This is a genomic window from Citrobacter sp. Cpo091, assembly GCF_030332645.1.
GTDB classification, from domain to species: domain Bacteria; phylum Pseudomonadota; class Gammaproteobacteria; order Enterobacterales; family Enterobacteriaceae; genus Citrobacter; species Citrobacter portucalensis.
Map to the genome: position 1 here is coordinate 513,209 of NZ_JAOWHL010000028.1, position 21,800 is coordinate 535,008.

At 52.1% G+C, this 21,800-nt stretch carries 16 protein-coding genes and 1 pseudogene; 5 read left to right on the forward strand and 12 right to left on the reverse strand.

Going from position 1 to position 21,800, the window contains the following annotated elements:
- Window positions 1–90 precede the first annotated feature (90 nt).
- The 6 genes from narI to OGY04_RS05975 all read right to left on the reverse strand — a co-directional run bounded on the left by narI (window position 91) and on the right by OGY04_RS05975 (window position 9,017).
- Window positions 91–771 carry a respiratory nitrate reductase subunit gamma gene (gene narI, locus OGY04_RS05950; RefSeq protein WP_003833047.1) on the reverse strand — a complete coding sequence of 227 codons (681 nt, stop codon included), beginning with the start codon at window positions 769–771 and terminating at the stop codon, window positions 91–93.
- The gene (gene narW / locus OGY04_RS05955) at window positions 768–1,463 is read right to left on the reverse strand and encodes a nitrate reductase molybdenum cofactor assembly chaperone (protein WP_286584945.1); all 696 of its coding nucleotides are present in this window, start codon (window positions 1,461–1,463) and stop codon (window positions 768–770) included. Before narW ends, narI begins: the two co-directional genes overlap by 4 nt.
- Window positions 1,463–3,007, reverse strand: a complete 1,545-nt coding sequence (gene narH / locus OGY04_RS05960) for a nitrate reductase subunit beta (protein ID WP_008784807.1) — start codon at window positions 3,005–3,007, stop codon at window positions 1,463–1,465. Before narH ends, narW begins: the two co-directional genes overlap by 1 nt.
- The gene (locus OGY04_RS05965; protein ID WP_060682192.1) at window positions 3,004–6,744 is read right to left on the reverse strand and encodes a nitrate reductase subunit alpha; all 3,741 of its coding nucleotides are present in this window, start codon (window positions 6,742–6,744) and stop codon (window positions 3,004–3,006) included. The genes narH and OGY04_RS05965 overlap by 4 nt, the downstream gene beginning before the upstream one ends.
- Before the next feature lie 96 nt (window positions 6,745–6,840).
- On the reverse strand, window positions 6,841–8,226 hold the full coding sequence (locus tag OGY04_RS05970) for a NarK family nitrate/nitrite MFS transporter (RefSeq protein WP_008784805.1): 1,386 nt from the start codon (window positions 8,224–8,226) through the stop codon (window positions 6,841–6,843).
- A gap of 212 nt (window positions 8,227–8,438) precedes the next feature.
- Entirely contained in the window at window positions 8,439–9,017 is a 579-nt protein-coding gene (locus OGY04_RS05975; protein WP_057068227.1) for a TetR family transcriptional regulator, read from the reverse strand.
- Between the two features lie 117 nt (window positions 9,018–9,134).
- Between OGY04_RS05975 and OGY04_RS05980 the strand changes: the two genes are divergently transcribed.
- On the forward strand, window positions 9,135–10,619 hold the full coding sequence (locus OGY04_RS05980) for an MFS transporter (RefSeq protein WP_286584948.1): 1,485 nt from the start codon (window positions 9,135–9,137) through the stop codon (window positions 10,617–10,619).
- Between the two features lie 3 nt (window positions 10,620–10,622).
- Here OGY04_RS05980 and OGY04_RS05985 read toward each other — a convergent pair whose 3' ends face one another.
- From OGY04_RS05985 to yddG, 3 genes are all read right to left on the reverse strand, one after another.
- Window positions 10,623–11,063 carry a GFA family protein gene (locus tag OGY04_RS05985; protein WP_003833032.1) on the reverse strand — a complete coding sequence of 147 codons (441 nt, stop codon included), beginning with the start codon at window positions 11,061–11,063 and terminating at the stop codon, window positions 10,623–10,625.
- Window positions 11,064–11,146: 83 nt separating this feature from the next.
- Complete coding sequence (ompD, locus tag OGY04_RS05990) at window positions 11,147–12,229, reverse strand: porin OmpD (RefSeq protein ID WP_103770613.1); 1,083 nt, start codon at window positions 12,227–12,229, stop codon at window positions 11,147–11,149.
- A 461-nt stretch (window positions 12,230–12,690) separates the two neighbouring features.
- Window positions 12,691–13,572, reverse strand: coding sequence for an aromatic amino acid efflux DMT transporter YddG (gene yddG / locus OGY04_RS05995; protein WP_286584950.1), 882 nt, complete (start codon window positions 13,570–13,572; stop codon window positions 12,691–12,693).
- Between the two features lie 288 nt (window positions 13,573–13,860).
- Between yddG and fdnG the strand changes: the two genes are divergently transcribed.
- The 4 genes and pseudogenes from fdnG to OGY04_RS06015 all read left to right on the forward strand — a co-directional run.
- Window positions 13,861–16,908 (forward strand): formate dehydrogenase-N subunit alpha, encoded by a 3,048-nt coding sequence (fdnG, locus tag OGY04_RS06000; RefSeq protein ID WP_162623433.1) that lies wholly within the window; start codon window positions 13,861–13,863, stop codon window positions 16,906–16,908.
- Between the two features lie 13 nt (window positions 16,909–16,921).
- On the forward strand, window positions 16,922–17,806 hold the full coding sequence (gene fdnH, locus OGY04_RS06005; RefSeq protein WP_003833024.1) for a formate dehydrogenase N subunit beta: 885 nt from the start codon (window positions 16,922–16,924) through the stop codon (window positions 17,804–17,806).
- Entirely contained in the window at window positions 17,799–18,455 is a 657-nt protein-coding gene (gene fdnI / locus OGY04_RS06010) for a formate dehydrogenase-N subunit gamma (RefSeq protein WP_003020054.1), read from the forward strand. The genes fdnH and fdnI overlap by 8 nt, the downstream gene beginning before the upstream one ends.
- Window positions 18,456–18,584: 129 nt before the next feature.
- A pseudogene (locus OGY04_RS06015) lies at window positions 18,585–19,185 on the forward strand (inorganic diphosphatase); the annotation flags it as partial.
- A gap of 41 nt (window positions 19,186–19,226) precedes the next feature.
- On the opposite strand, the gene OGY04_RS06020 reads toward OGY04_RS06015, so the two are convergent.
- From OGY04_RS06020 to OGY04_RS06030, 3 genes are all read right to left on the reverse strand, one after another.
- Window positions 19,227–19,511, reverse strand: a complete 285-nt coding sequence (locus tag OGY04_RS06020; protein WP_003833018.1) for a HigA family addiction module antitoxin — start codon at window positions 19,509–19,511, stop codon at window positions 19,227–19,229.
- Window positions 19,511–19,789 carry a type II toxin-antitoxin system RelE/ParE family toxin gene (locus OGY04_RS06025; protein ID WP_003833016.1) on the reverse strand — a complete coding sequence of 93 codons (279 nt, stop codon included), beginning with the start codon at window positions 19,787–19,789 and terminating at the stop codon, window positions 19,511–19,513. Before OGY04_RS06025 ends, OGY04_RS06020 begins: the two co-directional genes overlap by 1 nt.
- Before the next feature lie 220 nt (window positions 19,790–20,009).
- Window positions 20,010–21,725, reverse strand: coding sequence for an ABC-F family ATP-binding cassette domain-containing protein (locus tag OGY04_RS06030; RefSeq protein WP_286584951.1), 1,716 nt, complete (start codon window positions 21,723–21,725; stop codon window positions 20,010–20,012).
- Between the last annotated feature and the right edge of the window lie 75 nt (window positions 21,726–21,800).

Genomic DNA, 21,800 nt, shown 5'->3' on the forward strand with positions numbered 1-21,800 from the left:
CCCTGAAATGGAGAAGCATCATAACGTACAAAAAGCGGGATAGCGATGCAGGCCCGGTAAGCGCAAGCGCTACCGGGCATCAGAGTTCAATTATCGGCGGGAACGCACTATCTGATAGCGGCGAGTGAAGTACTCAAACGGCGCACTCCATACGTGGACCAGACGGGTGAACGGGAATAGCAGGAAGATAGTCATCCCCAGAACCAGGTGCACACGGAAAATCAACGCCACACCATCCAGATGTGCAGATGCGCCGCCCTGGAAAGTCACCACTGACTGCGCCCAACCAACCAGTTTCAGCATTTCACTGCCGTCAGGATGCTGTGCGGAGAACGGGATGGTGGTTAAGCCGAGGATACACTGAATCAGCAGAACGCAAAGGATCAGAATATCAGCGGTGGAAGACGTTGCACGAATGCGCGGGTTGGTCAGACGCCGCACCAGCAAACCTGCGCCACCAACCAGCGTCAGTACGCCACAAAGCCCACCGGCAATCATCGCCATCTGTTGTTTCACCGCAATCGGCAGGAACCAGGCATACATCCAGTGCGGCGTTAGCATGCCGAACAGGTGACCGAAAAAGATCCCCAGAATGCCGATGTGGAACAGGTTTGACCACAGCACCATGCCGCGTTTGTCCAGCATCTGGCTGGAAGAGGCGCGCCAGGTGTATTGCCCGTAGTCATAGCGTAGCCAACTGCCGAGGATAAACACCGTACCGCACAGGTACGGGTAGATATCGTAAAAAAAGACGTTCAGGTACTGTATCATTTCGGGCCTCCCGCGCTGACGTCGACATACTGCGGCGCCACGTCCTGGCTAAAGCGTCGTTGATAGTTTTGTAACGGTGAACTGTCGCAGGCGGTGGCGTTATCCTCGATAAACTTCACCTGTTCCTCTTCCCACACCGCATCCAACGCCTGACGGGTATCATCGCGGGTTTCAGCACCAACCTGCTTAGTGACACTGTCACTTGAAAGAGGGCTTCCGGCAAGCAGCAGCAGGGCATCAAACAACTGATACCACGTCGTATCGCGCTGTTTTAAACGACCGCCAAGCAGCGCCAGAATGGGGGCAACGTTCTGCAGTCCTTCTTTGGCCTGGGCCTCCGGCAACACGCTCAAATACTCCAGATACAACGGCAGATGATCCGGTAGTTCGCGGCAGTCGAGCTGTAGCCCGACCTTTTCATACTGCGCCAGCAGATCAACCATCGCCTGACCCCGGTCACGGGACTCGGCGTGCACGTGCTCAAACAGCAGCAGAGAGGTGGCCCGGCCCCGGTCAAAGATTTCGCACCATTCCGCTTGTTTATCCAGCAGTGGCGCATTGAGCAACCCCTGGCTAAATTCGGTAAGCATGGGGGCATCGCTGGCCACAAGCGCCAGCGCGTCGTCTTTACACTCCCACAGCAGCTCGTCGGGATATTCCATCAGCAGGCCGATAACCTTCAGGATTTGCATTATTCACCCTCCGCTTTATCGCGCACTTCGGTGATGTCGATGGCATCAATACGGCTACTGTTAAACAGGTTGAATTTGGTATCTGAGCCATGGCAGCCGTCACCGAAAGTAAATCCGCAGCCGTTTTTCTCCGGGAAGGCATCGCGCGCCATTTCACGGTGGCTGGTCGGGATCACAAAGCGGTCCTCATAGTTGGCGATGGCCAGATAGCGATACATCTCTTCAACCTGCTCAACGGTCAAACCTACTTCCTCAATCGCGCGGGTGTCCGTCACGCCTTCCACTGTTTGCGCACGCATATAGTGGCGCATGGCCATCATACGTTTCAGCGCGCGCAGCACCGGACCGGTATCACCCGCACTGAGCATGTTGGCGAGGTACTGAACCGGAATTCGCAGCGACTCAACCGCCGGCAAAATGTTGCCATTGTGCGGCAGTCCGCCCGCGTCGGCGACCGACTGAATCGGTGACAATGGCGGTACATACCAGACCATCGGCAGGGTGCGATATTCCGGGTGCAGCGGCAGCGCCAGTTTCCAGTCCATCGCCATTTTGTAGACTGGCGAACGTTGGGCCGCTTCGATGACGTTGTGCGGAATACCTTGTTTTAACGCCTCTTCAATGACCGCCGGATCGTGCGGATTGAGGAACACATCGCACTGACGCTCATAGAGATCGGTTTCATGCTCGGTGCTGGCCGCTTCTTCGATGCGGTCGGCGTCGTACAGCAATACGCCGAGATAACGGATACGTCCAACGCAGGTTTCCGAACATACCGTCGGCTGGCCGGACTCAATACGCGGATAGCAGAAAATGCACTTCTCTGACTTACCGCTCTTCCAGTTAAAATAGATTTTCTTGTACGGACAGCCGCTGATGCACAAGCGCCAGCCGCGACATTTGTCCTGGTCGATCAGCACAATGCCGTCTTCTTCACGCTTATAGATAGCACCGCTTGGGCAGGTGGCGACACAGCTTGGATTCAGGCAGTGCTCGCACAGGCGCGGTAAATACATCATGAAGGTGTTTTCGAACTGGCCGTACATCTCCTTTTGCATCTTCTCGAAGTTACGGTCGCGGGCACGTTTTGAAAATTCACCGCCAAGCAGTTCTTCCCAGTTTGGACCCCAGATAATCTTGTCCATCCGTTTACCATCGATCAGCGAACGTGGGCGTGCGGTGGGCTGATTCTTGCTTTCCGGCGCGCTATGCAGATGCTGATAATCGTAGGTAAACGGTTCATAGTAGTCGTCAATTTGCGGGATCACCGGGTTGGCGAAAATTTTGGTGATTACGCCCATCTTGCCGCCCAGACGCGGTCTTATTTTGCCGTTAACATCGCGAACCCAGCCGCCTTGCCACTCTTCCTGATCTTCCCAGTTCTTCGGATAACCAATCCCCGGTTTAGTCTCGACGTTGTTAAACCACGCGTATTCCATCCCTTCACGTCCGGTCCAGACGTTTTTGCAGGTAACGGAGCAGGTGTGGCAGCCGATGCACTTATCCAGATTAAGAACCATGCCTACCTGTGAGCGTATTTTCATTTTTTCGCCTCCTGTACCTGATCGCGACCTTCATCATCCAGCCAGTTAATATTTTTCATTTTTCTAATCATGATGAACTCATCGCGGTTAGAGCCGACCGTACCGTAATAGTTGAAGCTGTATGCCAGCTGCGCATAGCCACCTATCATGTGCGTGGGTTTCGGGCAGACGCGGGTCACCGAGTTATGGATCCCGCCGCGCATCCCGGTCACCTCTGAGCCAGGGATATTCATGATTCGCTCCTGAGCGTGATACATCATGGTCATTCCCGGTGGCACGCGTTGACTCACCACTGCACGCGCGGTGAGCGCACCGTTGGCGTTGAAGGCTTCAATCCAGTCGTTATCCTCAATGCCCAGCTCTTTGGCATCGGTTTCACTGATCCAGACAATCGGTCCGCCGCGCGACAGCGTCAGCATCAGCAGGTTTTCGCTATAGGTGGAATGGATCCCCCATTTCTGGTGCGGCGTCAGGAAGTTGAGCGCTTTTTCCGGGAAGCCGTTAGGCGGAACCTCGCGCATTTCACTGACGCTGCGGGTATCGATAGGTGGACGATACGCCACCAGACTTTCACCGAACGCTCGCATCCACGCATGATCCTGATACAGCTGCTGGCGACCGGACAGAGTACGCCATGGGATCAGCTCGTGGACGTTGGTATAGCCTGCGTTATAGGAAACATGTTCACTTTCCAACCCGGACCAGGTGGGGCTGGAGATGATTTTGCGCGGCTGCGCCTGGATATCGCGAAAACGGATCTTTTCGTCTTCTTTGTTCAACGCCAGATGCGTATGGTCGCGTCCGGTCATCGCCCCCAGCGCTTCCCAGGCTTTCACCGCCACCTGACCGTTTGTTTCCGGTGCCAGGGCGAGGATCACCTCAGAGGCATCCAGCGCGGTGTCAATCAGCGGGCGTCCTTTTGCCGGGCCTTCGCGCTTGGTGTAGTTCAGCTTGCCGAGGAAATCGACTTCCGCCTGGGTATTCCACGCAATGCCTTTCCCGCCGTTACCGAGTTTGTCCATGAGCGGGCCAAGTGAAGTAAAGCGTTCGTAGGTGGCGGGGTAGTCACGCTCCACAACGGCGATATTCGGTGCCGTTTTGCCCGGGAGGAGATCGCATTCGCCTTTGCGCCAGTCCTGAATGTCAAACGGCTGCGCCAGCTCTGCCGGAGAGTCGTGTTGCAGCGGTTGCAATACCACATCCGTTTCTTGTCCAAGGTGTCCGACGCAAACCTCAGAAAATACTTTGGCGATGCCTTTATAAATTTCCCAGTCGCTCTTCGATTCCCATGCCGGGTCGACCGCCGCAGACAACGGGTGAATAAACGGATGCATATCCGAGGTATTCATATCGTCTTTTTCATACCAGGTAGCGGTTGGCAGAACGATATCGGAGAACAAACAGGTACTGGACATACGGAAATCGAGCGTGACCAGCAGATCGAGCTTGCCCTCTATCGCCGCTGACTGCCATTCAACCTCTTCAGGTTTAATACCCTCGCTTGAACCGAGCGCTTCCCCCTGGATCCCGCTTTCGGTACCCAGCAAATATTTGAGCATGTATTCATGCCCTTTACCGGAGGAGCCGAGCAGGTTAGAGCGCCAGACGAAGAGGTTGCGCGGATGGTTTTTGCCGTTATCTGGCTGTTCGCAGGCAAAACGAATATCACCTGACTTCAGCGCCTGTGCGGTGTATTGCGCAGGAGATAGCCCTGCTTGTTCGGCTTTTGCTTTAACAGTCAAAGGGTTGAGGTTAAGCTGCGGCGCAGACGGCAGCCAGCCCATCCTTTCAGCCCGCACGTTAAAGTCAATCAAATGTCCGCTAAACTTCGACGCATCGGCCAGTGGAGAGAGGAGTTCCTGCGCGGTAAGTTTTTCATAACGCCACTGGCTGGAATGGTTGTAGAAAAACGAAGTGCTGTTCATCTGACGCGGTGGTCGGTTCCAGTCCAGCGCAAAGGCCAGCGGCAACCAACCGGTTTGCGGACGCAGTTTCTCCTGACCCACATAGTGCGCCCAGCCGCCGCCGCTTTGTCCCACACAGCCACAGAACACGAGGATATTAATCATGCCACGGTAGTTCATATCCATGTGATACCAGTGGTTGACGCCAGCCCCGAGAATGATCATCGAACGGCCATGCGTTTTGTGCGCCGTATCGGCAAACTCACGGGCGATCTGTTCGATATGACGGCGTGGCACACCGGTAATTTGCTCGCCCCAGGCCGGGGTGTAGGCTTTCACTTCGCTGTAATCTTGCGCGCTATGAACGTCATCCAGACCACGATCGAGGCCATAATTCGCCAGCACCAGATCATAGACGCTCACCACCGGGCAACGGCTACCGTCAGCGAGGGTAAGATGTTTTACCGGTAGTTGACGGATCAGCACCGGTTCTTGTTTTACACTGCGAAAATGTGGGTTTTCGTTGCCGCCAAAATAGGGGAATGCCACGCCGGTTACTTCATCATGCTGACCAAGCAGCGAAAGAGAAAGTTCAGTTTCAGCGCCAGCCGCCAGTGGTTCCAGGTTCCATTTGCCTTTTTCCCCCCAGCGAAAACCGATAGATCCGTTCGGGACAACCAGTTCGCCAGCGCTGTTAAAGGCTACCGTTTTCCACTCCGGATTGTTGCTTTCACCCAGGCCATCGACAAGGTCTGAAGCACGCATCATGCGTCCAGGCACGTAGCTGCCATCTTCGCGGGCATCCAGTAAAACCAGCATCGGCATGTCGGTATAGCGACGACAGTAATTGAGGAAATAATCGCTGGGATTGTCGAGGTGGAACTCTTTCAGGATGACGTGGCCCATCGCCATTGCCAGCGCGCTGTCTGTTCCTTGTTTGGGTGCCAGCCACTGATCGCACAGTTTGGCGACTTCCGAGTAATCCGGCGTAATGGCAATCGTCTTGGTGCCTTTGTAGCGTACTTCTGTGAAAAAGTGCGCATCCGGGGTACGAGTCTGCGGCACGTTAGAACCCCAGGCGATGATATAGCTGGAGTTATACCAGTCGGCGGATTCAGGAACGTCGGTCTGCTCGCCCCAGGTCATCGGTGACGCGGGCGGTAAGTCGCAGTACCAGTCATAGAAACTCAGACATGTTCCGCCGATTAGCGAGAGATAGCGAGTGCCGGCGGCATAGGAAACCATCGACATCGCCGGGATCGGGGAGAAGCCGACCACGCGATCCGGGCCGTAGGTTTTCACCGTCCAGACGTTGGCGGCAGCAATCAGCTGATTAAGCTCTTTCCAGTTCGAACGGATAAATCCACCGCGCCCGCGTACCTGCTTGTAGCTCTGGCATTTTTGCGGGTCGTTCATAATGGATTCCCAGGCCAGCACCGGATCGGGTTGGTGGGAGAGGGCGTCGCGCCACAATTCGATTAAGCGTTTACGCACCAGGGGATATTTCAGGCGGTTAGCGCTATAGAGATACCACGAGTAGCTGGCGCCGCGTGGACAGCCACGGGGCTCATGATTTGGCAGGTCAGGACGAGTACGCGGGTAGTCGGTTTGCTGCGTTTCCCAGGTCACCAGCCCGTTTTTAACGTAGATCTTCCAGCTGCATGAGCCGGTACAGTTAACGCCGTGGGTAGAACGCACAATTTTGTCGAACTGCCAGCGCTGACGATAGCTGTCTTCCCAGTCCCGGTTGGTATGCATCACTTGCCCGTGCCCCTCGGCAAACGTATCGCCCTTTTGTTTAAAGTAGCGAAAGCGGTCTAACAGTTTACTCATGACATAACTCCTGCTTCGATAATATTGCCGACGGTGAATCGAACTCCAGGCCTGATCCGGCCTACCTAAATGTCCGATCCTGCGGTATCCATTTTGTTATTTTTTTTGTGATTTACGGCCATAGACCAACCAGGTCACCAGCACGCAGACGATGTAAAACACGAGGAATATTTTCATGGCACCCACCGGAGAGCCGGTCAACGCCAGCGATGAGCCAAACGCTTTAGGAATGAAGAAGCCCCCCACTGCGCCAATAGCGGAAATAAATCCCAGGGCGGCGGCGGTATCGGTTACCGCTTCCCGCTGAGCCTGTTCTTCGGTACCACCATGCAGCTTCACCCGATAAATTGTGATTTTGCGAAAGATCACCGCAATCATCTGGAAGGTTGAACCGCTGCCCAAACCCGCGGTCAGGAACAAGCCCATAAACACCAGGTAAAACGCGATAAAGCTACCTTCGCCCGAGCCGGGCAAAGTGAGAAACAGCAGGGCGCTGAACAGTGCCATAAAGATGAAGTTAATTAAGGTGACACGCACACCACCAAACTTGTCAGAGATAACACCACCCGCCGATCGTGCAAGCGCGCCGATGAAGGGGCCGAAGAACGCCAGTTGCAGGATATTCACGTCGGGGAACTGGGTTTTCGCCAGCATGGCAAAGCCTGCCGAAAAACCGATAAATGAACCGAAGGTGGCGAGATACAGCAGACTTAATAACCACAGATGAAAACGCTTGAGTACCGGTAGCTGGGAGGCAATTGAGGCCTTCGAGCTGGCAATGTCGTTCATTCCCATGCCCGCTGCCACGGTGGCTATCAGCAGTAACGGCACCCATATCCATGCTGCATTGGCCAGCGACAATAACGAGCCGTCAGCTTGCGGTACGCCCTGTACGCCCAAAAAGGTAAATATGGGCAGAAAGATCACCAGTGGCGCGATCAACTGCATCACGCTGACGCCGAGGTTGCCGAGACCACCGTTAACGCCTAATGCGCTACCTTGCTTCGCTTTGGGGAAGAAAAAGCTGATATTGCCCATGCTGGAGGCAAAGTTAGCGCCAGCAAAACCACACATCAGCGCAATGATTATAAATACTCCAAACGGAGTAGCGGTATTTTGCACGGCAAATCCGAGCCAGACGCAGGGAATAACCAGAATAATCGTGCTAAAAATGGTCCAACGACGCCCACCAAATATAGGTACCATAAAGGAGTAGGGCACGCGTAATATTGCACCAGAAAGAGATGGCAATGCCGTTAATAAAAACAGTTGGTCGGTGGTGAAATTAAAACCAATTTTATTCAGATTGACGGCTACGGCGCTAAACAACATCCAGACGCAGAACGCAAGCAGCAGACAACTTACTGATATCCAGAGGTTTCTGCGCGCAATGTGCTTGCCTTTATTTTCCCAAAAGCCGGGGTTCTCTGGTTTCCAGTCAGTTAAAAGATAACGATTATTTTTCTCATTTGATGATGACATATTATTCTCCATGCACATGCCGTTCATGAAAAAGAAATAAACGCATGCAGCGCCGCGCGGCTTCTTTTTAGAAACTATTGAAAAGTTTTAGGAATATTGACTGAAAGAATAGATAAAAAAGCGCAATAACGCGGCGTGATGGGAGAATTACACGTTGCTTAAGTGTTACTAATTGTAAACATAAAAGATGTATTGTTAATCCATCTATTACATCAAATAAATAACTCCTGCGTTATCATACGATCAAGATGACGATCGAATGCAGGATCGGCCATTTCCTCAATACCTAATATGTACATACCATCCAGGCCGCAGACTAATGCGATTAAGCGCCATGCGACGTCGGCGGCATCAGGCGCGGATGAGAACTCACCGGCTTTCTGTCCTTGTGTAATGATGTTGGCGGTTTCTTCGTGCCACATTCGCATGGTCAACAGGTAGGCGCTTTTAATTTCCGGATCTTTACCCGCAACAACCTGTGCTTCACGCCATAGCTTAATATAGGGTTCCAGACCACCATCTTCACTGCCTAGCATCGCATGCAGTCGCTCACGGAAACTGGCGTCTTCGCTGACCAGTTCGGCATCAAGTAGGGTGCGGATCAGGCGCACAAATGCCTGGGATTTGAGTTCGCCGGCAGAGGCGAAATGGTGATGTACCTGGCCCGTCGCGACGTGAGCTTCTGCAGCAATGCGTCGAACCGTCATGGCGGAAAATCCTTCTTCAAGTGCGACACGCATTGCTGCTTGCAGAATCACTTCCCGACGTTCATCCCGATTTAGATAGCTCATCATTCCTCCTGTACCCGTATAGATCGCAGTCTAACAAAAAGTTGGACATATGTTCAATTTTCCGTAGGATCGCTAAAGCTGGACATGTGTCCAGTTTTGGTTTCGTTAGGGAGTTTTATGTTTCGTCAGTGGTTAACGTTAGTCATTATTGTGCTGGTCTACATCCCTGTTGCGATTGATGCAACGGTGCTGCACGTTGCCGCGCCCACGCTGAGTATGACGCTGGGTGCCAGTGGTAACGAGCTGCTGTGGATCATTGATATTTATTCCCTGGTAATGGCCGGAATGGTATTGCCAATGGGTGCGCTGGGGGATCGCATCGGCTTTAAACGTCTGCTGCTGTTAGGCGGTGGATTATTTGGTCTCGCATCGCTGGCGGCCGCTTTTGCTCATAGCGCAAGCTGGCTGATTGCAACCCGGGCGGTATTGGCAATTGGCGCGGCGATGATTGTTCCGGCAACGCTGGCGGGTATTCGCGCCACGTTCTCTGAGCAACGGCATCGAAATATGGCGCTCGGCGTCTGGGCGGCGGTCGGTTCCGGCGGTGCGGCGTTTGGCCCACTGGTTGGCGGGATGCTGCTGGAGCACTTCTACTGGGGGTCCGTATTCTTAATTAATGTGCCGATTGTCCTGGTGGTAATGGCTTTAACCGCACGCTTAGTGCCGCGCCAGGCTGGACGTCGCGATCAATCGTTAAATTTTGGTCATGCGATAATGCTGATTGTTGCCATTCTGCTGTTGGTTTACAGCGCTAAAACCGCGCTGAAAGGGCATACGGCGACCGTTGCCATCGCCCTGACGCTGTTAACCGGCGCTTTACTGTTGTGGCAGTTTGTCCGTATCCAGCTTGCGGCAGCTCGCCCGATGATTGATATGCGTCTGTTCACGCATCGCATTATCTTGAGCGGTGTAGTGATGGCGATGACCGCGATGATAACGCTGGTGGGTTTTGAGTTGCTGATGGCTCAGGAACTACAGTTTGTTCACGGTTTAACACCATATCAGGCTGGATTGTTCATGCTGCCTGTGATGCTGGCAAGTGGTTTCAGCGGACCGATTGCCGGTATGTTGGTTTCACGCCTTGGATTACGTTGTGTGGCAACGGCGGGCATGACACTGAGCGCCGTCAGTTTTTACGGCCTGGCGATGACGGATTTCAGTAGCCAACAGGTACAAGCCTGGATTTTGATGGCTTTGCTCGGTTTCAGCGCCGCCAGTGCGCTCCTGGCTTCAACGGCGGCTATCATGGCAGCAGCGCCGGCGGAAAAAGCCGCGGCCGCTGGCGCCATCGAGACAATGGCTTATGAACTGGGGGCAGGACTTGGGATCGCTATCTTTGGCTTACTGCTGAGCCGTAGCTTTTCTGCATCGATTCTGCCGCCAGCCGGACTTAATGCGCAGGAAATGGAACGTGCCTCATCGTCAATGGGGGAGGCGGTACAACTGGCGCACTCGCTCCCGTCGTCACTGAGTGAGGCATTGCTGACGGCTGCCAGAGAAGCGTTCACCTGGTCACATAGCGTGGCCTTAAGCAGCGCCGGCAGCATGCTTATCATATTAGCGATAGGAATGTGGTTCAGTCTGGCAAAGGTACAACGTTAATAACTAGTGAGCTAAATGACAGGGGTAATCCATCTCTTCGACTTCTTTCCCACTCAGTCGAGCGTATTGCCCCGTCAGTCTCCAGAACGCAGGTTGCGTTTCCGTATAGATCTCTGCCGCTAATATCAGGCGGCGGCGATCTACCTCATTAAGTTCCAGAAGTGTCCATGGAATAAAGTAGCGATCGCTGTCCGTCAACGTAAACCACAGTGGGCATCCGCAGCCGGAACAGAAGAACCGTTCACCACGATTTGAAGAAGGAAAGTGCGAAGGTTCTGCCGATTCTGGCGACATCAGCGGGTGAGCGCTGGCTTCCAGATACATGGCGATGCCGCCTGACCATTTCTGACACAGCGTACAGTGGCAGGCATAGACATCCAGCATTTCGACGTCAACGGTAAAATGACTCTGTCCGCAAAGACAACGACCAGTGAATGTCTGCACGGCATACTCCTTATGACCGAGTCTACATTAAGAGAAAAAGCCAGCCCTTGAAGGACTGGCTTTGTATTCAGACTACAACAAAATTAGAACTGGTAGTTCAGACCAACAGCCACGATGTTGTCAGTGCTTACACCGGCAGCATTGGTGAATGCATTGTCATCCAGCAGGTTGATTTTGTAATCAACGAAGGTAGACATGTTTTTGTTGAAGTAGTAGGTAGCACCCAGGTCTACGTATTCAACCAGATCCTGGTCGCCGTAATTGTTGATGTCTTTACCTTTGGATTTCAGGTAAGCAACGGACGGACGCAGACCGAAGTCGAACTGGTACTGTGCAACAACTTCAAAGTTCTGTGCTTTATCAGCGATACCGTTAACTTTAGAACCATAGGTGGTCATGTTGCGGGTTTCGGAGTAGGTGGTTGCCAGGTAGATGTTGTTCGCATCATATTTCAGACCAGCAGCCCATACTTCAGCGTTTTTACCGTCAGCTTTGAACGCGCTGCCAGCATTGCTCTGAGAGTCAGTACGGTCAGATTTCGCATAGGTAGCACCTACGCCGAAGCCTTCATACTCGTAAGTAGAAGACAGACCGAAACCGTCGCCATTAGCTTCTTTGTCGTTGCTACGGTCATTTTTGCCCTGGTACTGAGCAGCAAAGTTCAGACCTTCAACCAGACCGAAGAAGTCGGTGTTACGGTAGGTTGCAACGCCAGTAGTACGGCCAGTCATGAATACGTCAGTCTGGGTCCAGGTATCACCACCGAACTCAGGCAGGACGTCGGTCCATGCGCCGATGTCGTATGCTACGCCGTAGTTACGACCGTAGTCGAAAGAACCGTATTCAGCGAATTTCAGACCAGCGAATGCCAGACGAGTTTTGTCGCTGTTGGAACCACCGGTGGATTCAGTACGGTTACCTTTGAATTCATATTCCCACTGACCAAAACCAACCAGCTGGTCATTGATCTGAGTTTCGCCTTTGAAGCCCAGACGCGCGTAGGTTTTGTCGCCATCGCTGCCGTTGTCGTCAGAGAAGTAATGCTGAGCGTGAACTTTACCGTAGATATCCAGTTTGTTTGCGTCTTTGTTATATACCTCAGCTGCGTTTACCGCACCTGCCGCCAACAGGCTAGTCACTGCCACTGCAACTAATTTAAGTTTCATTCTAAATAATCCTTATAATTTTTTCTTGGTGTGTTTCCTAAACCATTGCTAAACGAAGGGGTTCGTCAATGGCAAACTATTTTTAAATGACGCAGTGGTATAAGTTCAATAATAAGTTTCATAATATTGCGAAATATTTGAATTTGTGTGATCCAGATCTACATAATATAGCTGATTGTATTAATCTTTATATGTGACAAATCTGAATGGGTATATTTACGTAGGGGACTATTGTGCCGTCTATGGTTTAAATGGCGTTAGTCACGCAGGTATAATATATACATACTGAGGAATATAGATAAGCATGCAATATTTTCGGGAGTTAATTAATCACCAATTATTTAACATTAAATTAAACAAAAATAAACATAAACCACAAGTGGAATGAACATTTATTATTCATTAATTTGATTACAGTGTAGCCGGGTTTCAGATTTGCGCGATAAAACCCGGATTTTTTTTCAGGCGCAGCGTGTTGCCAACCAGCAAAGTAGCGAACCCGCACAAACCATCAATGCACCCTGCCAGAAAGATAGCGACAACGGGGCGCTGAGCAACACAGCAGCCAGAGCAGAGGATAGCACTGGGGTAAAATAGGAACCTACGGCCATGATGGTCACGTTGCCATGCAAAATGCCAATATTCCACGCCGCATAGGCAAATCCTAACGTTAATGCCGCTGAGAACATTTTAATAGTCACCGAAGTGCTGAAATTCATTTCTGGTTGCGGAGTCATAAAATAGTAAACCCACAAACTTGCAGCCGTTAGTAAAACGAATACGGTAATACCGTTAAAGCCTTTTGCGTATTTATTGGTCACCGTGCAATACGTTGCCCAGATAAATGCGCCAAGAAAGGCGAGGAAATAGCTCAGCGGGCTGCTGGCAACGTTGTTTATAATTTCACCAGGATTAAGGCCATTTTCGCCACCCAATACCCAACAAACCCCGGTCAATGCGATAATTAATCCAGGGATTACCAGCCAGGTTGTTTTTTGACCATTAAATAAAATAGCAAACAATATCGTCAGACTCGGCCAGAGATAATTGACCATACCGACTTCAATAGCCTGGTGACGAGTAGCCGCATAACCGAGAGCCAGCGCTAAACATATTTCATAGGTAACAAAAAGCACGCTACCCGCGATTAAATAACGCACAGGAATTTTTCTGATATTCGGAAAGCCGACGGTAAAAATCAGCAACAGGCCACTTAACGAAAAAATCATTGCTGCGCCACCCGCAGGACCCAGTCCTTCACTTACCCCACGCATTAGCCCGACCATCGTGCTCCAGAGCACGATGGCAATGAGCCCAATTAACGTCGCTTTTTGTTTTGTCATTCTGATTGTCTGTCCATGGTGCTGGCAAAAATTTAAGCTGAAATTTATAGCACTTTTACACCGTAGCGCGCTAACTAATTACCTTTTACCTACCCCCTTATGGGTACAAAGGTTAAACAAAGTGCACTATTTAGTAGCGGAACCGTTTCGTTATTGATTTGACGCAAAAAAAATATGGATATAGCTGATAGTTTCGTCGCGAAGTTGTACATGTCATCTTTCAATTATGCCGCGTTGGCGCGATCTGAGAGATGTCCTGTACGAATCCCTGCAAAAAAGAGGAAAGCAATGGACGTCAGCCGCAGACAATTTTTTAAAATCTGCGCGGGCGGTATGGCGGGAACAACAGTAGCTGCTCTGGGTTTTGCACCCAAAATGGCACTGGCTCAGGCGCGAAACTATAAGCTTTTACGCGCCAAAGAGATCCGAAACACCTGCACATACTGTTCCGTAGGTTGCGGGCTATTAATGTATAGCCTGGGAGATGGAGCAAAAAACGCCAAAGAGTCGATTTACCATATTGAAGGGGATCCGGATCATCCGGTGAGCCGTGGGGCATTATGCCCTAAGGGCGCAGGATTACTGGATTACGTGCACAGTGAAAACCGTCTGCGTTACCCGGAATACCGTGCACCAGGTTCCGACAAATGGCAGCGTATCAGCTGGGATGAAGCATTCACCCGTATCGCGAAGCTGATGAAAAATGACCGTGACGCCAACTTTATTGAGAAGAATGAGCAGGGCGTAACGGTAAACCGCTGGCTTTCAACCGGGATGCTGTGTGCATCTGCGGCAAGTAATGAAACCGGCATGCTGACGCAAAAATTTGTGCGCTCACTCGGCATGCTGGCAGTAGACAACCAGGCGCGCGTCTGACACGGACCAACGGTAGCAAGTCTTGCTCCAACATTTGGTCGCGGTGCGATGACCAACCACTGGGTTGATATTAAAAACGCTAACGTCGTGATGGTGATGGGCGGTAACGCCGCTGAAGCACATCCAGTGGGATTCCGCTGGGCGATGGAAGCCAAAAACAACAATGATGCCACGCTGATTGTTGTTGACCCTCGTTTTACACGTACAGCTTCGGTGGCGGATATCTATGCGCCAATTCGTTCCGGCACGGACATTACGTTCCTGTCCGGCGTCTTGCTGTACCTGATTGAAAACAACAAAATTAACGCTGAATACGTTAAGCATTACACCAATGCCAGCCTGCTGGTGCGGGATGACTATGCTTTTGAAGACGGTCTGTTCAGCGGGTATGACGCGAAAAAACGCCAATACGATAAATCGTCCTGGAACTACCAGTTCGATGAAAACGGCTACGCGAAACGCGATGAAACGTTAAGCCATCCTCGCTGTGTCTGGAACCTGCTAAAACAGCACGTTTCCCGCTACACGCCGGATGTGGTGGAAAACATTTGTGGTACGCCGAAAGAAGACTTCCTGAAAGTCTGCGAAGTGCTGGCTTCCACCAGTGCAGCCGATCGCACCACCACGTTCCTGTATGCGCTGGGTTGGACTCAGCATACCGTCGGGGCACAGAACATCCGCACCATGGCGATGATCCAGTTGCTGCTCGGCAACATGGGGATGGCAGGTGGCGGTGTCAACGCCTTGCGCGGCCACTCCAACATTCAAGGGTTAACCGACTTAGGTCTGCTCTCTACCAGCCTGCCGGGCTACCTGACGCTGCCGTCAGAGAAACAGACAGACCTGCAAACCTATCTGGCCGCAAACACGCCAAAAGCGACATTGGCCGATCAGGTTAACTACTGGGGCAACTATCCGAAGTTCTTCGTCAGCCTGATGAAATCTTTCTACGGCAATGCAGCGCAGAAAGAAAATGACTGGGGCTTTGAGTGGCTGCCGAAGTGGGATCAGTCCTACGACGTCATTAAATACTTCAACATGATGGATAGCGGGAAAGTCACCGGCTACATCTGTCAGGGCTTTAACCCTGTTGCGTCCTTCCCGGACAAAAACAAAGTGGTGCAGAGCCTCAGCAAACTGAAGTATCTGGTGGTTATCGATCCGCTGGTGACCGAAACTTCAACGTTCTGGCAGAACCACGGTGAATCAAACGACGTTGATCCGGCGTCGATTCAGACTGAAGTCTTCCGTTTGCCTTCTACCTGCTTTGCGGAAGAAGACGGTTCCATCGCCAACTCCGGCCGCTGGCTGCAGTGGCACTGGAAAGGTCAGGACGCACCGGGTGAAGCCCGCAACGACGGCGAAATCCTTGCCGGTATTTACCACCGCCTGCGCGACATGTATCGCACTGAAGGCGGTAAAGCTGTAGAACCCGTTCTGAAAATGAGCTGGAACTATAAGCAGCCGGACGAACCGCACTCCGAAGAAGTGGCGAAAGAGAACAACGGCTATGCGCTGGAAGATCTCTATGATGCCAACGGCGTGCTGGTTGCGAAGAAAGGTCAGTTGCTCAACAGCTTTGCGCTGCTGCGCGATGATGGTTCTACGTCATCATCCTGCTGGATTTATACCGGCAGCTGGACCGAGCAGGGCAACCAGATGGCCAATCGCGATAACGCCGACCCGTCAGGTCTCGGTAATACGCTGGGCTGGGCCTGGGCATGGCCGCTAAACCGTCGCGTGCTGTATAACCGCGCTTCGGCGGATCCGCAGGGTAAACCGTGGGATCCAAAACGCATGCTTATCCAGTGGAACGGTACGAAGTGGACGGGGAACGATATCCCGGACTTCAATACCGCGGCACCGGGCAGTGGCACCAATCCGTTTATCATGCAGCCGGAAGGGCTGGGGCGTCTGTTTGCTATCGATAAGATGGCGGAAGGTCCGTTCCCGGAACACTACGAGCCGATGGAAACGCCGCTGGGCACTAACCCGCTGCACCCGAATGTGATCTCCAACCCGGCAGCGCGTCTGTACGAAGCGGATAAACTCCGTATGGGCACGAAACAGGACTTTCCGTACGTCGGGACGACCTATCGTCTGACCGAACATTTCCATACCTGGACCAAGCACGCATTGTTGAATGCGATTGCCCAGCCAGAGCAGTTTGTGGAAATCAGCGAAACGCTGGCGGCAGCGAAGGGGATCAACAACGGCGATCACGTGAAAGTCAGCAGCAAACGTGGATTTATTCGCGCAGTTGCCGTGGTCACTCGTCGTCTGCGTACCCTGAACGTCAACGGTCAGCAGGTAGAAACGGTTGGGATCCCAATCCACTGGGGCTTTGAAGGAGTCGCGCGTAAAGGCTTTATCGCCAACACCCTGACGCCGAATGTCGGTGATGCAAACTCGCAAACGCCGGAATACAAAGCGTTTTTAGTTAACATCGAGAAGGCGTAAGGGAGGCGAACATATGTCTATGGAAACGCAGGACATCATCAAACGGTCCGCAACAAACTCCATCACGCCGCCGCCTCAGGCCCGTGATTACAAAGCAGAAGTCGCGAAGCTGATCGACGTTTCCACCTGTATAGGCTGTAAGGCCTGTCAGGTGGCATGCTCAGAGTGGAACGATATCCGCGATGAAGTTGGCCACTGCGTCGGGGTTTATGACAACCCCGCCGATCTCAGCGCCAAGTCCTGGACGGTGATGCGATTTACCGAAACCGAACAGAACGGCAAGCTGGAGTGGTTGATTCGTAAAGACGGCTGTATGCACTGTGAAGATCCGGGCTGCCTGAAGGCGTGCCCGTCTGCCGGGGCCATCATCCAGTACGCCAACGGGATTGTCGATTTCCAGTCAGAGCACTGCATTGGCTGCGGCTACTGTATTGCCGGGTGTCCATTTAATATTCCGCGCCTCAATAAAGAGGATAACCGGGTGTATAAATGTACGCTGTGTGTGGACCGCGTCAGCGTCGGGCAGGAACCTGCCTGCGTGAAAACGTGTCCGACCGGGGCAATACATTTCGGCACCAAGCAGGAAATGCTGGAAATGGGTGAACAGCGTGTGGCCAAACTGAAGGCACGCGGTTTTGAACATGCCGGTCTTTACAACCCGGAAGGTGTGGGCGGCACGCACGTCATGTACGTTCTGCATCATGCCAACCAGCCTGAACTGTATCACGGCCTGCCAAAAGACCCGCAGATAGATACCTCTATCAATCTGTGGAAAGGAGCGCTGAAGCCGCTGGCCGCTGCCGGATTTATCGCCACCTTCGCCGGACTGATTTACCACTACATTGGTATTGGTCCGAATAAGGAAGTGGACGACGACGAGGAGGATCATCATGAGTAAGTCGAAAATGATTGTGCGCACGAAATTTATCGACCGCGCCTGTCACTGGACGGTGGTGATCTGCTTCTTCCTGGTAGCGCTGTCGGGGATTTCATTTTTCTTCCCGACTCTGCAATGGCTGACGCAAACCTTCGGTACGCCGCAGATGGGACGCATTTTGCACCCGTTCTTCGGCATACTGATCTTCGTGGCACTGATGTTCATGTTTGTACGCTTTGTGCACCACAACATCCCGGATAAGAAAGATATTCCGTGGCTGAAAAACATTGTGGAAGTACTGAAAGGCAATGAACACAAAGTGGCGGATGTGGGCAAATACAACGCCGGACAGAAAATGATGTTCTGGTCGATTATGAGCATGATTTTCGTGCTGCTGATTACCGGTATCATTATCTGGCGTCCGTACTTTGCGCAGTTCTTCCCGATGCAGGTCGTGCGCTATAGCCTGCTGATCCATGCGGCTGCGGGGATTATCCTGATGCACGCCATCCTCATCCATATGTATATGGCATTCTGGGTGAAAGGATCGATTAAAGGTATGGTCGAAGGGAAAGTGAGCCGTCGCTGGGCGAAGAAACATCACCCACGTTGGTATCGCGAAGTTGAAAGACAAGAAGCGAAAAAAGAGAGCGAGGAGGGGGTTAACTAATCCCTGATGTTCCCTCTACGCAATGGCGCTACATCGGTAGCGCCATTTTTTTGCCAAAAAAACGTCATGTTTCTGTCATCTGCTGAACGTAAGGTGTTGTCTTTCCGATAATAGAAGAGTTAAAAGACAATGCATCTGGTGAAAAAATTACTCGCAGTCAGCGTGTTTCTTTGTGCTTCAGCTCAGGCACAGAACATCCTCGAATTTCCTCAGCCGGAGAACAACCCGGAAGAGTTTTATGCCGTAACCGAAATTCCGGCAGGTGGAATGATTAAATATGAAACCGACGCCAAAACCGGTTTTATCGTTGCCGATCGCTTCCAGTCAATGCCGGTTGCCTATCCCGCCAACTACGGTTCACTCACCCAGTCTTTAGCCGGTGACGGTGACCCGCTGGACGTCATTTTTTATACCCGTGCGCCGCTTGCTCCGGGAACGTTGATTAAGCTGCGCGCTATTGGCGTACTGAAGATGATCGACGGCGGTGAAAAGGACGACAAAATTGTCGCCGTTCCGGCCAGTAAAATTGACCCCACTTATGACGACATCAAAGAGTTAAGCGATCTGCCCAAGATTGAAGTTCAACGTCTGGAATCTTTCTTCCGCGTGTACAAAGATCTGCCGGAAGGGCGCAAGAAGGTCGAATTAAACGGTTTCAATGACGCCGCTACGGCAAAGCAAGAGATCAAACAGGCCTGGGATGCCTGGAAAGAGAGAAAACCGCAGCAATAAATGGTATGCCGGATGACAAAAGTATATCCGGCATTTATATCACTGTACCGCCAGCTTACGCAGACGTGAAATATCCACGCTTTTTTGGGCCTCTGCCAGACTCCAGGTATTTTGCAGGTTTAACCACATTTCGGGTGAACTGCCAATCACTACGGAGAGTTTAATCGCCATCTCAGGCGTCAGAGCCGCTTTCCCGGTTAATAGTCGACTTGCCGTTGACGGTGCAATCTCCATAGCTCTGGCAAACTCGCGCAGGCTGACATTGAGTTCTTCCAGCGCTTCCTGAATGATATCCCCAGGACGGGGATGATTTGCCATCTTCATCAATGATAGTCCTCGTAATCCAGTATGTACGCGTCGCCATTGACGAATTCAAACGTAATACGCCAGTTACCTGAAACAGAAATTGCCCATATGCCGTCGCGTTCACCCACCAGAGGATGTAGCTTATAACCGGGCATATTGATATCTGTAACCTTGCTTGCCGCATCAATAACGGCAAGTCTGTGTCGTAATCGTCGGACATGTTTCGCCATAACGCCTGATGTTCGTCCATGAAGAAACAAATCGCGCAATCCCTTGTGCCTGAAGTTCATGATCATCCGTATCATCCTTGTTCCTTCAAGAGGAACACTACCATCAATGTTCCGTTAAACGCAACACCAAGATTGCGATATTTAAAATTGTGCGGCGAATGTGCAAAAAGAAAAAGGGAGAAGGGGAATAACTGGAAAGCGTCACGCAAGAATTGCCGGATGCCTGGCCTACACGCGCATTTTGCTGATGTAGGCCGGATAAGCTTGCGCCATCCGGCAATAAAGATTACTCAAGTTGTGCGTTCAGACGTTCAATCTCCTTGCGCCATTGCGCCTGTAACAACGGTTTTTGATGTTTCGGCTTGCGGGCGAGATCGTCGGCCAGACGCTGCTCAAGATCGAGAAGTTGTTCCAGCAATCTATCGCTGTCACCGCTTATTTCAGTTTTCTCTTCGGCCACCGTTTTGGGAACGGTTATCTCCGCGGACGTTTCCCGAATACGCGCATTGACCGCCTCCAGATCGTGCCATTCACTGAGTTCGCCATTGTCGATTAACCAGAACCGGTTGCAGCTTTGGCTGATAAGCTGCCGGTCGTGACTGACCAGCAACACGCCGCTGTTATAGCTTTGTAGCGTTTCTGCCAGCGCCTCTTTGCCTTCCATATCCAGATGGTTGGTCGGTTCATCGAGCATCAGCAGACTGTAGCGCGCAAGCGTCAACCCAACAAACAGTAACCGGGAGCGCTCACCGCCGCTTAACGTGCTGACTCGCTGCGCATGACGAACCCACGGAAATCCCGCGCTAATCAACGCCATCTTGCGAATCTCTGGCTGCGGGGCAAACGCTTCCAGCGCGTCAAACAATGAATCGTTATCGGCAAGCTGATGCAGCGTCTGGTCGTAATAACCCAGGGTAACACGCGGGTGTAACACCAGTGAAGGTGATGCCAGCTGTGACTGAAACTGTTGCCAGATAAGCCTTAACAGCGATGATTTCCCGCAACCGTTACGCCCGACAATCGCCACGCGATCGCCACTTTTTAACCGGATACCGGCAATGGAAAACAGTGTATCTGCACCGGGAGCAGGGGCTACAGACAGATTGGTCATCTCCAGCAAACGATCTGCACGCAGGGCATCACCCTGCAATGTTAGTGTCCACTGACTTCCTGACGTTACTTCTGTTTGCACCTCTTTCAGGCGCTGTACCTGTTTTTCCATCTGCTTGGCCTTGCGGGAGAGATCTTCGTTGTCGTAGACCCGCCCCCAGGTTGCCAGCCGTTTGGCGCTGGCAGTCACCCGGTCTATCTCTTTTTGCTCAGCCTTGTGGCGCAGAGCATCGCTGACATCTCTTTCTGCCAGAGCCTGACGCGCTGCACTACAGGGTAGATCAAACGCATGGAGGGTGCGATCGCGCAAGATCCAGGTTCCGTGAGTCACCGCGTCCAGCAGCTGCGGGTCGTGGGAGACCACCACAAAACTGCCAGACCAGTTCTGTAAGAACTGCTCAAGCCACAGTAATGTAGGCAAATCCAGGTGGTTACCCGGTTCATCCAGCAGCAGCAGGTCAGGATTACGCATCAGTGCCCGCGCTAATAGCAAGCGCGTGTGCTGGCCACCGCTCAACGTTTGCGCTGTAAGAGATAAATTCTCTGGCGTAAAACCCATTTCGGCAAGCAGTGCTTCAACCCGCCACTGCTGAGCTGCGCGTTCATGCTCGGGAAGTTGAGCGAGAACGGCTTCCTGCAGCGTAAGCGGCAGTATATCGTCAGGTAGATGTTGTTCTACACGCGCGAGATGGCAGTGATTCGCCTGCGCGATTGCCCCACTGGTGGGCGAGATCGTGCCATCGAGCAGTTTTAACAGTGTGCTTTTGCCGCAGCCGTTGTAACCGATAAGCCCGATGCGGTCGCCTTTTTTCAGGGTAAAGGAAAGATCGTCGAATAGCGTGCCGAATGCCGTATCAACGTGTAAGGATTGTGCGGTTAGTAATGTGCTCATTGTTGCTTACTCAAGAGTTACAGGCGTGAAAACGCCTCGTCAAACATCGCTGACGATAACCCGGTAAGCCCGAGA